The sequence below is a fragment of the Prevotella scopos JCM 17725 genome, from assembly GCF_018127785.1.
In the GTDB taxonomy this organism is placed as follows: domain Bacteria; phylum Bacteroidota; class Bacteroidia; order Bacteroidales; family Bacteroidaceae; genus Prevotella; species Prevotella scopos.
Window position 1 is genome coordinate 602,124 of sequence record NZ_CP072390.1, and the last position, 15,130, is coordinate 617,253.

The 15,130-nt window shown below is 39.8% G+C and carries 14 protein-coding genes and 1 pseudogene; 10 read left to right on the forward strand and 5 right to left on the reverse strand.

From position 1 onward, the window contains the following. Nucleotides 1-200: 200 nt before the first annotated feature. From J4856_RS07830 to J4856_RS07860, 7 genes are all read left to right on the forward strand, one after another. Nucleotides 201-650, forward strand: a complete 450-nt coding sequence (locus J4856_RS07830; RefSeq protein ID WP_025837281.1) for an NfeD family protein — start codon at nucleotides 201-203, stop codon at nucleotides 648-650. 102 nt (nucleotides 651-752) lie between these two features. Next, nucleotides 753-1,700, forward strand: coding sequence for an SPFH domain-containing protein (locus J4856_RS07835; RefSeq protein WP_025837279.1), 948 nt, complete (start codon nucleotides 753-755; stop codon nucleotides 1,698-1,700). A 115-nt stretch (nucleotides 1,701-1,815) separates the two neighbouring features. Continuing rightward, nucleotides 1,816-2,940: a UDP-N-acetyl glucosamine 2-epimerase gene (locus J4856_RS07840; protein ID WP_025837277.1), complete on the forward strand. Its 1,125-nt coding sequence runs from the start codon at nucleotides 1,816-1,818 to the stop codon at nucleotides 2,938-2,940. A gap of 271 nt (nucleotides 2,941-3,211) precedes the next feature. Beyond that, nucleotides 3,212-4,576: an MATE family efflux transporter gene (locus J4856_RS07845; RefSeq protein WP_025837275.1), complete on the forward strand. Its 1,365-nt coding sequence runs from the start codon at nucleotides 3,212-3,214 to the stop codon at nucleotides 4,574-4,576. After that, nucleotides 4,573-5,136 carry an AraC family transcriptional regulator gene (locus J4856_RS07850; protein WP_025837273.1) on the forward strand — a complete coding sequence of 188 codons (564 nt, stop codon included), beginning with the start codon at nucleotides 4,573-4,575 and terminating at the stop codon, nucleotides 5,134-5,136. The genes J4856_RS07845 and J4856_RS07850 overlap by 4 nt, the downstream gene beginning before the upstream one ends. A 561-nt stretch (nucleotides 5,137-5,697) precedes the next feature. Beyond that, nucleotides 5,698-5,910 carry a heavy-metal-associated domain-containing protein gene (locus J4856_RS07855; RefSeq protein ID WP_025837271.1) on the forward strand — a complete coding sequence of 71 codons (213 nt, stop codon included), beginning with the start codon at nucleotides 5,698-5,700 and terminating at the stop codon, nucleotides 5,908-5,910. Between the two features lie 97 nt (nucleotides 5,911-6,007). After that, entirely contained in the window at nucleotides 6,008-7,927 is a 1,920-nt protein-coding gene (locus J4856_RS07860; RefSeq protein ID WP_065367828.1) for a heavy metal translocating P-type ATPase, read from the forward strand. A 102-nt stretch (nucleotides 7,928-8,029) separates the two neighbouring features. On the opposite strand, the gene J4856_RS07865 is transcribed toward J4856_RS07860, so the two are convergent. Then, nucleotides 8,030-8,899 carry a hypothetical protein gene (locus J4856_RS07865; RefSeq protein WP_025837269.1) on the reverse strand — a complete coding sequence of 290 codons (870 nt, stop codon included), beginning with the start codon at nucleotides 8,897-8,899 and terminating at the stop codon, nucleotides 8,030-8,032. A gap of 119 nt (nucleotides 8,900-9,018) precedes the next feature. Then, nucleotides 9,019-9,969, reverse strand: a complete 951-nt coding sequence (locus J4856_RS07870) for an aldose epimerase family protein (RefSeq protein ID WP_025837268.1) — start codon at nucleotides 9,967-9,969, stop codon at nucleotides 9,019-9,021. 379 nt (nucleotides 9,970-10,348) lie between these two features. Between J4856_RS07870 and J4856_RS07875 the strand changes: the two genes are divergently transcribed. Then, the gene (locus J4856_RS07875) at nucleotides 10,349-11,413 is read left to right on the forward strand and encodes a bifunctional 3-deoxy-7-phosphoheptulonate synthase/chorismate mutase type II (RefSeq protein ID WP_025837267.1); all 1,065 of its coding nucleotides are present in this window, start codon (nucleotides 10,349-10,351) and stop codon (nucleotides 11,411-11,413) included. A gap of 41 nt (nucleotides 11,414-11,454) precedes the next feature. Then, on the forward strand, nucleotides 11,455-12,300 hold the full coding sequence (locus J4856_RS07880; protein ID WP_234967169.1) for an endonuclease/exonuclease/phosphatase family protein: 846 nt from the start codon (nucleotides 11,455-11,457) through the stop codon (nucleotides 12,298-12,300). A gap of 52 nt (nucleotides 12,301-12,352) precedes the next feature. On the opposite strand, the gene J4856_RS07885 is transcribed toward J4856_RS07880, so the two are convergent. Then, on the reverse strand, nucleotides 12,353-13,315 hold the full coding sequence (locus J4856_RS07885; protein WP_428842430.1) for an IS256 family transposase, variant Zn-binding type: 963 nt from the start codon (nucleotides 13,313-13,315) through the stop codon (nucleotides 12,353-12,355). A gap of 41 nt (nucleotides 13,316-13,356) precedes the next feature. On the opposite strand from J4856_RS07885, the pseudogene J4856_RS13225 reads away from it, so the two are divergent. After that, nucleotides 13,357-13,527: pseudogene (locus tag J4856_RS13225) on the forward strand (endonuclease/exonuclease/phosphatase family protein); the annotation flags it as partial. Nucleotides 13,528-13,733: 206 nt separating this feature from the next. Here the strand turns inward: J4856_RS13225 and J4856_RS07890 are convergent. Both J4856_RS07890 and J4856_RS07895 read right to left on the reverse strand, forming a co-directional pair. Continuing rightward, entirely contained in the window at nucleotides 13,734-14,453 is a 720-nt protein-coding gene (locus J4856_RS07890; RefSeq protein ID WP_025839785.1) for a DUF481 domain-containing protein, read from the reverse strand. 211 nt (nucleotides 14,454-14,664) lie between these two features. Beyond that, complete coding sequence (locus J4856_RS07895) at nucleotides 14,665-15,081, reverse strand: hypothetical protein (protein ID WP_065367827.1); 417 nt, start codon at nucleotides 15,079-15,081, stop codon at nucleotides 14,665-14,667. Between the last annotated feature and the right edge of the window lie 49 nt (nucleotides 15,082-15,130).

A 15,130-nucleotide genomic window follows, 5' to 3' on the forward strand; every position in this document is an offset into this window, starting at 1 on the left:
CTTTTTTCAAGAATGAAAGCAAATAGCCGTAATTTTATATGATCATCACTGTTTGATAAAAGAACGTAATGACATTCCTTGTAAAGAAATGCTTTTCTGATAGTGGGTAAGTAGCTGTTAAAGTGTTATTTTTTTGTGAAAGATTTGATAGAATCATCTTTTATTATTATCTTTACAAACGAAATTAAACCTTTATAACGATGATGGATTATCTGATACAAAACCTGTGGTTAACATGGTTATTAGTAGGTCTTGTTTGTCTGATTTTGGAGTTGATGAATGGAGACCTTTACCTTATGTGCTTTGCAATAGGTAGTTTATGTGCCTCACTTGCTTCTGCATTTACAGATAGCATAGTTATTCACGTGATAATCTTTGTCATTTTTTCGGTATTGAGTATATTCTTGGTACGACCGATAGCCCTTAAATATCTTCATCAAGGTGCGGATAAGAGATTAAGTAATGCTGAAGCATTGATTGGTCGTGAAGGGAAGGTGACAGATACGATTGAGGCTGGTGGATACGGCAGAGTAAAGATAGATGGTGACTCATGGAAGGCGCAGTCTATTGATGGTGCTGCAATTGACCAAGGTGTTGCTGTGCGTATTTTACGACTTGACTCTATAATTGCAACGGTTGAGCGTTGTTAGAAAGTTATCTGATAATAATTAAATAAAACAAATAATAACCTTCGATTTCTCCCTTTGTTAAGATAAAAAGACGAGTGGGGGAAATTAAAAACTTTAATGCTTATGGATATGATAGCTTATGTGCTGATTGCAATTGTTGTGTTAGCATTAGTTTTTGCTAAGATGTCAATCGTGATTATCTCACAGAGTGAGACTAAGATTATTGAACGACTTGGTAAGTACCATGCAACGCTTGCCCCAGGTGTTAACATCATTTTCCCTTTCATTGATCGGGCAAAGGATATTGTTGCATTGCGTGCAGGTCGTTATACCTATACAAACTCAATTGACTTGCGTGAGCAGGTGTATGACTTCGACCGCCAGAATGTGATTACAAAGGATAATATTCAAATGCAGATTAATGCACTGCTCTATTTCCAAATTGTTGATCCGTTCAAGGCTGTATATGAGATTAATAACCTTCCAAATGCTATTGAGAAGTTGACACAGACGACGCTTCGTAATATCATTGGTGAGATGGAACTTGATCAAACTTTGACATCTCGCGATACGATTAATACAAAGTTGCGCTCTGTCCTCGACGATGCAACAAATAAGTGGGGTATCAAGGTGAATCGTGTTGAGCTTCAGGATATTACTCCTCCAGCAAGTGTTTCTGAGGCAATGGAGAAGCAGATGCAGGCTGAACGTAATAAGCGTGCTACGATTCTTACCAGTGAAGGACAGAAGCAGTCGGCTATTCTCCAGTCAGAAGGTGAGAAACAGGCAGCTATCAACCGCGCTGAAGCAAACAAACAGCAGCAGATTCTCATCGCAGAAGGTGAGGCGCAAGCACGCATTCGTAAGGCTGAGGCTGAGGCTATAGCCATTCAGAAGATTACAGATGCTGTTGGTCAGAGTACGAATCCCGCAAACTATCTTATTGCACAGAAGTACATTCAGATGCTTACAGAACTTGCACAGAATAACAATCAGAAGACTGTTTACCTGCCATTTGAGGCAAGTAACCTGATGGGTTCTATTGGTGGAATTAAAGATATGTTTAAGTGATTCCCCTTTTAAGTGTCTTTTTTGTTACGAACGATAAATATAAACACTAAAATATACGACTACTCCGTAAGGAACTCTTGCTATAGAGGAACTTACGGAGTGAGTCTTTGAAGAAATGAAAAAACTTTGTATTTTTTGTGGTGCACGTCCTAACTTTATAAAGGTAGCACCAATTATCAGGGTAATCAATAGACTTTCTGAGGAGAATAGTTCTCATAAGGTTTCTTATTCACTAGTTTATGCAGGTAGTGAGAATGATCCTACACTCGAAGATCAACTCTTTGAGAATCTCTCTATTCGTAGACCAGATGTTTATCTTGGTGTAGAATGTGAGAACTTGAATGAGCTCACAGGTCAGGTAATGTCTAAGTTTGAGAAGTATCTACAAGAGAATCCATCTGATGTGGTTATCGTTGTAGATGATCTTGCTTCTACAATGGCAGCTGCTATTGTAACTAAGAAGCAGGCAATCACCCTTGCACACATTGCTGCTGGTACTCGTTCTTTTGATATTACGATGCCAAAGGAAATCAATCGCTTGGTGATTGATGGCCTTTCAGATATCCTCTTTACAGCCGGATTTAGTAACAATAGTATTGCTAACAAGGAAGGTGCAGAACTCTCGAAGGTTTATATGGTGGGTAATATTCTCATTGATAATATCCGCTATGACCGTGAACGTATTGAGGGTATGAAGCTTTCGGATATTGACGAGTTGGCAGGCTTACCTTTGAAAGAGGGTAATTACCTTGTCTTTACATTGAACCGTAAGGCTTTGTTGGCAGATCAAGACAATCTTGAACGAATGTTACACGTGTTGAGCGAGACAGCCGGTGAGACGCCTATCATTGCTCCTCTTCGTGATTCAGCAGTACAGGTTATCATGGCGCTTAGCTTGAAGAAGAATATCAAACTCCATAACCTCCACATCGTAAAACCATTGGGTTATCTTGAATTTGCTTATCTTACAGCTCATGCTAAGGGAATTATTACTGACTCTGGTAATGTTGCTGAGGAGGCAACATTCAATGGCGTGCCATGTATTACGCTTAATAGCTATACAGAACACATTGAGACTGCAAAGGTAGGTTCTAACGTTCTCGTTGGTGAAGACCCAGAACTGCTTCGTTCTGCATTGGCTGATATGGTGGCAGGAACATGGAAGAAGTGTGGTGTTCCAGAACGTTGGGATGGCCGTTCAGCTGAGCGTGTTGTTCAAATCCTACTCGAACGTCATTAATATTTTATAAGGAGAATGCTAGCTTGGCTTTTTTTGAAACAGGGATAGTTATTCTTGTTGTTCGTTATTTTATAGTTGACGTGCAATAAGAAATAGCTATCCTTGTTTTTTTGTGTATAATAGTTGCCTCGAAAAACACGTACTTTTCCTATGCAAGAAGTATGATAGAATAACGTTATGAATGTTATTCACTCTGAATAATAGTGCGATTACCATTTTAGTACTGAATTATTTAGTACCTTTGCAGGAGAATCTTAAAGCGCATTTGGTTATGCATAGACATACGGATAACTATACTTTTTTGACACAAGCACCAGTCCATCGAGTCATTATCACTATGGCGATACCGACCATTATATCAATGCTTGTGACAGGATTATACAATATTGCCGACACGTTCTTTGTTGGCAAGATTGATACACAAGCAACGGCAGCTGTGGGAATAGTGTTCTCTCTAATGTTTTTCGTGCAGGCAATGGGCTTCTTCTTTGGGCATGGTTCGGGCAATTATATCTCTCGTGAGTTAGGAGCACGTCGCCATGAGAATGCTGTGAAGATGGCTTCCACAGGCTTTTTTAGTTCGTTCTTTGTAGGAGTCATTGTCCTTATTTTTGGCGAGATATTCCTCACTCCACTTTCCTTGATGCTTGGTAGTACACCTACTATTCTTCCTTACACAGAGGACTATATGCAAGTCATCCTACTTGGTGCACCTTTCTTGACCTCATCACTTACTTTGAACAATCAGATGCGTTTACAAGGAAACGCCAACTTTGCGATGTATGGTATTGTGATAGGTGCTGTCTTGAACGTAATTCTTGACCCAATCCTCATCTTTACTTGTGGTATGGGTGTCAGCGGTGCAGCATGGGCAACAGTGATAGGACAGGCAGTGTCCTTCGTTATCCTTTTCTTAATGACGCGCAAGGGAGAGAATATAGCTATCCATTTTCGTAATTTCTCGCCCTCATTACAGCGTTATAAGGAGATTTTCTATGGGGGTAGTCCTTCCATGATGAGGCAGGGGTTGGCTTGTATTGCAACAATGTCATTGAATGTGGCAGCTGGTGCTTATGGCGACTCTGCCATTGCTGCGATGAGTATTGTTGGACGTATAGCCATGCTTTCTTTCGCTGTAGTCATCGGATTGGGACAGGGCTTCCAGCCCGTCTGTGGCTTTTGCTATGGCGCAGGATTATATGAAAGACTGAAAGAGGCATATAAGTTCACTGTAACTATTGGTACGATTTTTCTTATCGTGTTAGCTATTGTTGGCTGGATGATAAGTGGAACGCTGATAGGTGTTTTCCGTGATGACCCCGAAGTGATTGCTATTGGTGTTGTAGCGTTGCGATGGCAGCTTTGTGTTTTTCCTGTTAATGCTCTTATCTTGGCAAGCAATATGCTTGCTCAGACCTGCCGTAAGCCGTGGCGTGCAAACATCTTGGCAGCTGCCCGACAAGGTTTGTTCTTTATTCCGTTGATATTTATTCTTCCATCTTATTTTGGACTGTTAGGTGTTGAGATGTGTCAAGCCGTCAGTGATGTGCTCTCTTTCACGCTTACAGTACCTATCGTTATTTACACCTTCCGTGAGTTTACACGTGAAGCAGCAGCAAAGAAAACAACAGTATGAGTACACTTTATATTAAAAATATGGTTTGTGATCGCTGTAAAATGGCTGTTAGCCAAACTTTACAGCAGGTCGGACTACACCCCCAAAAGGTTGAATTAGGTGAGGTTAGTATTGAGGAAGAGCCTTCTTCTGTCCAACTTTCTACCCTTCGGACAGCCCTTAAAGAACTTGGTTTCGAACTTCTTGACGACCGTCGTCAGCAAACCATCGATCACATCAAGTCTACTTTAATCAGACTTGTGCATTACCATGATAATCAGAGTTCAACTAATCTTAGTGATTATCTGTCATCTGAACTTCGTCAAGACTATAGTGCGCTTTCAAAACTCTTCTCAGAGGTCGAAGGAAAGACTATCGAAAGATATTATATTGAGTTACGTATAGAACGAGTGAAAGAGTTCATTCGTTATGATGAGTTGACTTTGACGCAGATAGCTCTTCGTATGAATTACTCGTCAGTAGCTTATCTTTCCAGCCAGTTTAAGTCTGTGACAGGTATGACTCCCAGTCAGTTCAAAGGGATGAAAGATAATCTCCGAACACCTTTGGATAAACTTTAGACTGCTATTTACAAAGTTAAGCCTATTGCTTATAGGTGGAATATAATTTTTGTTCTTACTTTCGGGATGAAAAATAGACAGGTATTAGGAGGAGAATGAGCATATGTTTAATGATGCAAAGAAGAATGTTTTGTTGTAATATTTTACTCGTCATATTTTAATAGAGCACTAATAGCGTTTCAATTAAGCCTTAATTGCCTTCTTAAAGATGCCCTTTTGGATGCGAGTTAACGCCCTTTTGAACTCTTACTAAGCACCTTTTGAAATGCAATTTTGTAACTAATTGATTTGCTGTCGGTTATAAACTCGACTTTTATATCTATCTTTTAGCATTATTCTAAGGCTTTTATTCGAAATTATGTAATAATTTTTCAACACTTGGATGATGATATTTCAGACTCTTTTCTTACCATGTTATGAATGAACTTCTTGTAGAACTGATGCGAGAAGTTATAATCTTTATCCATAATTCTATAAGGCTTGATAGATAATATATGTGTAACTTTGCAAACGATAAAAATAAAATAGTAATCACATAATATTAATAGAAAGGAAAGACTTATGAAAAAGAGTGTTTATGCAGTAAGCGGTATGAAGTGTGTACATTGTAAGGCAAATGTTGAGAACGCTTTAAAAGCACTCAATGGCGTAGTGTCTGCTGAAGCTAATCTTGAAGATGCTAATGTCACAGTAGAATATGATGAAAGTAAGGTTAATCCTTCTGAAATCAAGGAAGCTGTAGACAACAGCGGGCGCTATGAGCTGAGTTTATAACAGCTTATTTCTAATCTTAAGAGCATAATTTTATGTTCTTTTCATTTGTAGACTCCTTCCCCTTCGTTGGTAAGGGGAAGATAAAAATAGTATTATTATGAAACAAACAATTCCAGTTATAGGTATGGCTTGTTCCTCCTGTTCAGCCAATATAGAGAAGAAGTTGAATACACTCAAGGGTGTTAATTCTGCTTCTGTTTCGCTACCTGGTCGTTCAGCCTTGATTGATTTCAATCCTCAGGTAATCTCACTTGAGAAGATGAAGGCTGAAATCAATGCACTCGGATATGACTTAGTGATAGATAAGGAGACGTCGGTAGACGAGATAGAGAAGCGTGAGTATGTACTCTTAAAGCGTAAGACTGCGTTGTCATGGTTGTTCTCAGTAGCTGTGATGTGTGTGTCTATGCGATGGATAGACTTGGGTTCTCGTGATATAGCCAATCAGGTTGCATTATTGATAGCCTTGGCAAACATGCTTTATTGCGGTCGCCAGTTCTATGTATCTTCGTTTAGACAGTTGCGTCATGGCAGTGCAAACATGGATACATTGGTGGCTTTGTCTACGGGTATTGCCTTTCTTTTCAGTACGTTTAACACGTTTTGGGGAGATGCCGTATGGGCAAGTAGGGGAGTTGTATGGCACACCTACTTTGATGCTTCAGTAATGATTATTACCTTCGTTTTGACTGGTAGACTGTTAGAAGAGAAGGCTAAAGACGGTACGGCATCTTCTATTCGTCAGATGATGGGTATGGCTCCGAAGACAGCACATATCGTTGATGGCGACAAGATAGAGGAGGTTCCACTCTCAACCATTGAGGTTGGGGATGTTTTGGAGGTTCGTCCTGGTGAAAAGGTACCTGTAGATGGTGAGGTGATTTGGGCAGAAAGCTTTATGACAGCTGATGCAGCCTATGTTGATGAGAGTATGATAACGGGTGAGCCAACGCCTGCGGAGAAGAAAAAAGGCTCAAAGGTATTGGCAGGAACAATACCAAGTCAAGGTAAGTTCCGCATGCGTGCTCGTCAAGTTGGTGAGGACACAGCCTTAGCTCACATAATTAAAATGGTGCAAGAAGCACAAGGTTCAAAGGCTCCAGTCCAACGAATCGTTGATAAGGCAGCCTTAGTATTTGTTCCAGTGGTAGCTTGTATTGCTCTTGCTACTTTCCTTTTGTGGTGGTTGATAGGTGGGAATAGTGCTTTACCACAGGCTATTATGTCGGCTGTAGCCGTCTTAGTCATTGCGTGTCCATGTGCAATGGGATTGGCAACACCTACTGCGCTTATGGTTGGTATTGGTAAAGCTGCTCAGAAACAAATACTCATAAAGGATGCTACAGCCTTAGAGAGTCTGCGTAAGGTAGATGTGTTGGTGACCGATAAGACTGGTACACTGACCATTCCGAATAAGAATATCGACTTTACAAAGGCTGATAACCTTCCTTTTGAAGAGCGTGAAACATTAAAGCCTAATGCTCGTGAGGCAATGGATGAGCTACAGAAGAAGGGGATTGAGGTCTATATGATGAGTGGAGATAAAGACGAGGCAGCTCGTTATTGGGCTGAAAAAGCTGGTATAAAACACTATCATAGTAAGGTGTTGCCACAAGATAAGGAGAATCTTGTTAGGAAGTTGCAAGCCGAAGGAAAGCGTGTTGCAATGGTAGGTGATGGTATAAACGATACACAAGCCTTGGCTTTGGCAAATGTAAGTATTGCTATTGGTAAGGGGACGGACGTAGCTATGGATGTAGCACAGGTGACACTCATGGGAGATGACTTGTCTGCTATCCCAGAAGCAATACAATTGAGTCGCAATACAGTACGTATGATTTGGGAGAATCTCTTCTGGGCTTTCATCTATAACATTGTTTGTATCCCATTAGCAGCAGGTTTGCTTTACGCTTTTGGCATTGATTGGCAGATTACTCCATCGTGGGCAAGTGCGCTGATGGCATTCTCCAGTGTTAGTGTTGTACTTAATAGTCTTCGCTTACGGTGGATGAAATAAGATGAATTTAGTATTATAAAAAATAGAGTTTACTAATTACTCATTCAGCAATGTGCTGTAGTAATTGTAAACTCTATTTTCTTATGTAAACCTGTTGTTTCTTTATCTTACAGGATAATCATATCGATTGCTATTATAGAAACCATTACGTTGCGAAGGGAGACGGTCAAACTCTACGCTGACAGATACTGAATTCTGATTATGAGAACCCCATTGATAGGTTACGCCACCACCAATTCTATCCATGTAACGACTAACTCCGGTACCATAAGCCCAAGCCATTGGTCCATATCCGTATCCCATTGAAGCATAACCATAGCCGAAAGGCGAATAGCCAAAGCCACCATAGCCAGCCCAATAAGGTGAACCATAACCTCCGTAGCCAAAGGCATCTCCGAAGTTATTAGATGTAAAAGCTTTCTGTACGAAGGCGTATGCACTCCAATGTTCATTGAACTGATATCCAAAGACAGCATTAATACCACCCACGAAGTAGTTGTCGCCACGATAGGTAAGATGGTTTACGTATCCACCCACAGCCAATGTAGCCTTCTTTGATAGGTTCGTTACATACATCAATGATACATCCTGTGAGAAGCCTGCACCATGATTGTTTCCGTGACCAAAGCTTGCAAAGGCCGATGCACCAAGGTTGATGTTCAATCCTTTATGTAATCGCCATGCCCCAACACCATAACCCCAAGCCGGATAATAGAAATCATTTGGTGTAACTGTTTGTCCGTTCTCTGTAATGAGGGGTAGGTTGTTATCTATCTGTGCCTGTTGTGCACGGTCTTCAGCCAATCGTCTGGCATACTCCTTCTCAGCCTCTGTGGCTTCGCGTGGTCCTTGCAGACGTGCTGACTCTATAGGTTCCACAGTGGAAGTACTCCCATTGTGGTCTCCTTTTGTATTCTGTGCATACAATGGTATACAGAGAATAGCCGCTATTATGAAACTATATTTCCTCATTTACTTGCAAATATAAATATTTGATAGTCAACTGCCAAGGATTTTAAAGATAATTAGTGCTTTTTCAAACTGTGGATATTATCGCACGAGTAGTTCAGAGGTTCTTTATACTTATGCTTTTACTTGGTGCGCATAATCAGTGGAGGATCAGTTGTGAAGAAGAAAACTGTGGCACCATGGAATACCTGGCCTGGGCGTAATTCGTTACTTACTTTCTCCATACCACTATTATATCCAGCATGAATTGGCTGTAATGAGATACCGCAACTCTCCTTACCGTATGTGTTAATATTGAGTGTTGGTTCACTTGAGTAGACTGTCATAGCACGTCCACTCTGTGCATCAAAGAGGATTGCTGCCGCCTTCTGCATGTTGTCTGGATGTCGCAACTGATAGGCATTGTCATATCCTTTACTCGTACTTTTGATACGCTCACCAATCTCCCTTGGTTTGGTAAAGTCGAATGGTGTGTTCTTTATGCGTTGAAGCACACCTGTCAACTGTCTTTGCGCGTTATAAGTATTAATCTGGACAGCATCAACCCAAAGATGTTGTTTGAGGATAGAGCGGTGCATCTCTCCTGATAAGTTGAAACAAATACCATTTGTTACTTCCAACTTTGTTTCAGCTGTTGTTGCAACACGATAGTCTACATCAAGGGCGTTTTGGTCAGATAGGGTGTAAGTAACTGTGGCGTTTAACTTTCCATCTAATCCATTCTCTCCCTCTGAAGTCACATATCGCAGCGTAACTGATTGGTTGTCAGAACTAACAAGTTTCCACATCTTTCCAGATAGTGTCTCCTCATTATTTTTACCAAAGTAGATGAGCGTAGCACCTAAAGTCCGATCTTTCAAATATTCCTCCTTATTGGTATATCCTTTTACGACAGGCTCCAACCTACCATTCCAGTTGTGAGCAGTAAGTGAGACAAGGCGAGCACCATAGTTACTAATAATCGCCTCCATCCCATTTCCGTTTATAAGTCGGAACTGTTTCTGCTCTTGTGCGTATAAACATAGCACCATGCTAAGCATTGTTGCTGTCAGTATTGCATATAACTGTTTCATAGCTATTCCTTTTATTTTATGCAATGATAGTGCCAGTGAGTGCAATGTAAGTTTACTTTCAAATTGCCGAACGCAGCCTATCTTATGCAAAGATAGTGCCAGTGAGTGCAATGTAAGTTTACTTTCAAATTGCCGAACGCAGCCTATCTTATGCAAAGATAGTAAAAAAGTGGCTCTAAATCGAATTGTGTGCGTAAAATGATTTTGATTTACCAATAAAAACCATGATCTTCTTTGAATTTTCTTAAATAAAAATTACAAAAAGAAGATGAACGCACACAACAATATTATATCTTTAGAGTGGTAAATCGCGGTTATATGCATCATTTGTATTACCTTTGGTGAACTATTTCGAAAACGAAGGAAAAAGTTTATGAGTATGGAGTTAGAATTAGAGCCTTTACAACTTCCAAGTGATAAGGAACGACCAATAGTCATTGCTGGGCCTTGTTCTGCTGAAACAGAAGAACAAGTGATATCTACAGCGCATAGTCTTGCCGCTAAGGGATGCTACATTTTTCGTGCAGGTATATGGAAACCACGAACGAAACCAGGTGGCTTTGAGGGCAATGGCGAGATGGCTTTGCCATGGATGAAGCGAGTGAAAGAAGAGACAGGTATGATGATATCAACTGAAGTGGCAACACCTGAGCATGTAGAAATGGCATTGAAGTATGGAATGGATATTCTTTGGATTGGTGCCAGAACCACAGCAAATCCTTTTGCTATGCAGGCTTTAGCCGATGCTTTGCACGGAATAGACATCCCCGTATTGGTGAAAAATCCTGTAAATCCAGACCTAGAACTATGGATAGGTGGACTTCAGCGCCTTAATCAAGCTGGCTTAATGCGTTTGGGAGTTATCCATCGTGGTTTCTCAAGCTATGATAAGAAATTCTATCGAAATGCTCCTATGTGGCAAATTCCTATAGAATTGCGGAGAAGAATACCAGGACTTCCTATTATCTGTGACCCGAGTCATATTGGTGGTCGTCGCGATTTGATAGCACCACTTTGCCAACAAGCAATGGACTTAGGTTTTGATGGTCTAATCGTAGAGAGTCATTGTAGTCCAGAGAAGGCATGGAGTGATGCAGAACAGCAGGTTACTCCTGATATTCTCGATTATATTCTTTCACTCTTAGTGGTGCGTGATCATACCTCTGCAACTGAAGGCCTTAAATTTCTCCGTACACAAATTGACGAACTTGATAATTCTTTGATGGGACTTCTTGCTAAGCGTTTCCGTATCTGCCGTGAGATAGGAACCTTTAAGAAGGAGCATAACATGACTATTCTACAAGCTGGAAGATATAGTGAAATCCTTGAAAAGCGTGGTGCACAAGCAAGCCTTTGTGGTATGGATGCCAACTTCGCAGCTCAAGTCTTTGAGTTAATACATGAAGAGAGTGTACGTCAGCAATTGGAGATTATAAATAAATAAGGCTCTGTGTGTTAAACTATTTCCTACATAACCTGATACTTATGCGGATCTTGTTAATCTTTTTACTTACATTGAGTTCTGTCTTCTCTGTTGCTCAAACTCGTTTAACAATTGTAGAACTGAATGCTGAAAACTTGTTTGATACTCGGCATGACTCTTTGAAGAATGACTATGAATTCCTGCCAGACTCACCGCGCCACTGGACACGAACGAAGTATTGGCAGAAATTAAATAGAATAGGGCAGACAATCATTGCTTGTGGCGAAGATAGTAGCGGTTGGACGCTACCTGATATTGTAGGTTTATGTGAGGTAGAGAACGATAGTGTACTCTTTGACCTTACTCGTCGATCTTTGTTGCGTAAGGCTCGTTATGAATATGTGATGACAGCTTCGAATGATACTCGTGGTATAGATGTGGCGTTATTGTATTCCCCTTTTTCCTTCCGATTGATAAAAGCCGATACGATTCGTGTCATACCTATGAAGGAAATGCGCCCAACTCGAGATATTCTACATGTAGCAGGTGAAATAGAAAGCGGTGATACGCTACACGTTTTCCTACTTCATGCCCCAAGTCGAATGGGAGGTGAACTTTATTCTCGTCCTTTTAGAATGCACGTAATGGAGCGATTGTGTAGTGCTATAGACTCTCTTCGTAGTGCGTATACAGACCCGAAACTGTTAGTGATGGGCGACTTTAACGATTATAAAGACAGTCCTTCTCTACGTCTTTTATACGAACATGGTTTAATTAATGTATCGGCAGGAGTAAAAGGGAACAATGGAGCAAAGGGAACTTATCGCTATCATGGAGAATGGGGAAGTCTGGACCAGATACTTGTAAGTGAAAATCTGGCTTATGTGACAAAAGTGTGCTTATTTTAGCGTCGTTTTCTCTTATGTGACAAAAATGTGCTTAAAATCTCCCATTCCCCTTTTATTTCTTAGGAGAATGGGACTTTATAAAGTCTTGGATGAAGATCTTTCTTCTTTCCATACTGATCCCCTTGTGTAGGTTCAATTTTGTCTTTAAATCTGCATTGAGTGATTCAATGGCATTGTTTGTATTTGGCATCTTCAATTCAGGGTAATCATAGTATGTCCACAATGACGACATATTCCTTTTAAGGCTCAAAAAAGCACTACGTAGAGCTTTATGAGTATAATGTGATTTTCCATCTTCTGTTGTTGTCCGTTCCTTAAGAAAATCCTCCCACTTGGTGTACCATTCCTTTAAAGCCCCAATAAAGGACTCCTTGTCCGTATGACATAACATCTTGGATAATTCAAGCAGTTCTTTTGAAGCCTCAAGCTTGGGTCTTGAAGTTAGTTTTGTCTTTATAGTCATTACTTGATGGAACTGGCATAATTGGAATTTATAATTGGGAAAAGCTTGCCTAAGTCCCTTAAAACCATCGCATACAAGCCCTTGAATGGTATACCCAAGTGACTCCAAGTAGCTTATGCCCTCCTTATAGTCTTCAAGACGTTCATGCCTATTGATAAACTTAAACCAAAGTACATCACCAGACAATGAATCCTTCATGATAACGACACCAAAATTACGTCCCCAATAGGTGGCATCCATTAAAACCACTACAGGGCGAACAAGAAGGTTGGGAAGTTCTTCTTTATAAGATTTGGTGAGTTTTCTATAAATTGTCCTGGTTGAAACTCCGTACTCCTCTGATAGATCTTTGACTGTTAGATTACCCTTGGAATAACGATTATTGACAATGGTATTGGTAAGGCGATTATGTCCAACAAAGCTCCTCTTACAGCACTTACAATACCAGCGTTGACTACCATTAAGATGACCACGTTTTATAGTCGATTTTGAGCCACAATAAAAGCAGATTTTTTGCCATAAAAATATAAATAAAACAAAGATAATGATTATTAGATAGTTACAAGGATTTTAAGCACATTTTTGTCATATAGGCCGAAAATCTACGTTCATGGGTGATAGACTGTCGTATTAATGATGCGCCGTTTCTATTAGAAGAAGATACAAAATACGGCGGAGTAAAGCCCCGCCGTAATTATAATGGTATGCGTTTTAATAATGGATTTAGCGACCATCTACCACTTGTTCTGCGTCTCCAGCATTGATATTTGCACTTCTTTCCGAATTATTTTCATGAAAAAAAAAATTTTTCTTCATGAAAATAAACATTTACTTTCATGAAAATAAATATTTATCTTCGTGAAATGAATTCTTTAAAGATTAGTTTTTACCTCAGCATAAGGTGTGGCCAAGTATGTCCTTGTTGATTAATTATCAGCGTTTTTATGCTTAATAATGTTGCTTATATTACTTAAAAGGACACACTAAGCCCCGCCTCTATGGTTGTGTAAGTCTTCCTAATAGGAACAATCGGTGCTGTGTCATAGATGACACGGTAGGCACCATTAATTCCAATCTTTGGTGTAATGTTATACTTTAGGTCTGCTGCACCACCGAATCGTGCTTCCTTAAAGTAACTATCTGGCTTCGCCTGATGAATAGCTGTGGTCGTCAGTTCCCAGTGTTCGCCTAAATGATGTTTGAAACTTACTGATAGGTGACTTTTTATGCTACGACTATAAACATGTGATGGGGCTGCATTAGGAGTAGGATCTTCCCATTTCTCAAATTCATAGAACATACCCGCTGATGCAAACATAAGATATTTTTCTTTGTTTATAATCCTATAGCGTGATAATAATCCTGTTGAAATCTTGTATTCCATTCCACGACTTTCAGCCCATTGTGATTCTGCATAAGGGTAAACCTCAAAAGCACGACTTAGTAGATAACGGTATTCTACGTGTACATATCCTCCACTTACCGTTAATTTCTTGCCGTAAGTTGAAAACTCCAACTTGTTTATTAAGTTGATAACACGCTTGTGCTTTATTAAGAGGTTGAGATTAGCGGTATTCTTGAGTGTGAGAACATTTTCCTTTTCTGTCTTAAAATCCAGTACTGGTAATAGAGTTCCTTGTATTGTTTTTGTACTGTCTATGTCCATTGTAAGATTCTCAGAAAAGAGCATTTGTGAGTATATTGGGAGATGAGATAATAATACAGCGATAGAAGTATTTTCTTTTTCATTATATGATATTTTTACGAGAGTAAAATGATGGTTTTTCGTAGAGACTATTAGTTATGAGATAAAAAAGTATAGTTGTCTGTTAAACGGACTATACATAAGAGAGGACGCACAAAATGTGCGTCCTTTATTCTCGATAATATTTTTGACGATATTAATTGTTAACAAACTTGATACGTTTGTTACAGTCATCAATCTTTGCCTGAAGCTTAGCAATCTTTCTTTCCATCTTGCTTAAAGTCTTCTGACTCTTAGCCAACTTCTTGTTGATAGACTTAGCTTCCTTCAGACGCTTGATAGTGGTCTTTGCATCCTTAACAGTGCTTGATGCGTTGGTTGTGCTGAATTCTGTTGTTGCTATATTTGCTTCAACATTGATGTCAGCAGCTTTTTTGCTGAGTTCGACATTGTTTGCCTTCTCTTTTTCGTAATCTAACTGCAGTTTGTTCAACTCTGTAGTCATCTTGAGCACCTTCTGCTGCTCTTTCAATGTATCGATTCTTTCGCCACTCTGAGCAAAACCTGCTACGGCTGTAAGAACCATTACCCCAATTAAAAATAATCTCTTCATCTTTATATTCTATTTAAATTAATGGTGCAAATTTATATAAAATATTGTT

Coding starts and splice junctions, on each gene's coding strand:
- J4856_RS07880 (WP_234967169.1), top strand. CDS start 11,455: ATGCGGATCTTGTTAATCTTTTTACTTACATTGAGTTCTGTCTTCTCT.
- J4856_RS07850 (WP_025837273.1), top strand. CDS start 4,573: ATGAGTACACTTTATATTAAAAATATGGTTTGTGATCGCTGTAAAATG.
- J4856_RS07875 (WP_025837267.1), top strand. CDS start 10,349: ATGGAGTTAGAATTAGAGCCTTTACAACTTCCAAGTGATAAGGAACGA.
- J4856_RS07840 (WP_025837277.1), top strand. CDS start 1,816: ATGAAAAAACTTTGTATTTTTTGTGGTGCACGTCCTAACTTTATAAAG.
- J4856_RS07890 (WP_025839785.1), bottom strand. CDS start 14,453: ATGCTCTTTTCTGAGAATCTTACAATGGACATAGACAGTACAAAAACA.
- J4856_RS07835 (WP_025837279.1), top strand. CDS start 753: ATGGATATGATAGCTTATGTGCTGATTGCAATTGTTGTGTTAGCATTA.
- J4856_RS07845 (WP_025837275.1), top strand. CDS start 3,212: ATGCATAGACATACGGATAACTATACTTTTTTGACACAAGCACCAGTC.
- J4856_RS07855 (WP_025837271.1), top strand. CDS start 5,698: ATGAAAAAGAGTGTTTATGCAGTAAGCGGTATGAAGTGTGTACATTGT.
- J4856_RS07860 (WP_065367828.1), top strand. CDS start 6,008: ATGAAACAAACAATTCCAGTTATAGGTATGGCTTGTTCCTCCTGTTCA.
- J4856_RS07870 (WP_025837268.1), bottom strand. CDS start 9,969: ATGAAACAGTTATATGCAATACTGACAGCAACAATGCTTAGCATGGTG.
- J4856_RS07895 (WP_065367827.1), bottom strand. CDS start 15,081: ATGAAGAGATTATTTTTAATTGGGGTAATGGTTCTTACAGCCGTAGCA.
- J4856_RS07865 (WP_025837269.1), bottom strand. CDS start 8,899: ATGAGGAAATATAGTTTCATAATAGCGGCTATTCTCTGTATACCATTG.
- J4856_RS07830 (WP_025837281.1), top strand. CDS start 201: ATGATGGATTATCTGATACAAAACCTGTGGTTAACATGGTTATTAGTA.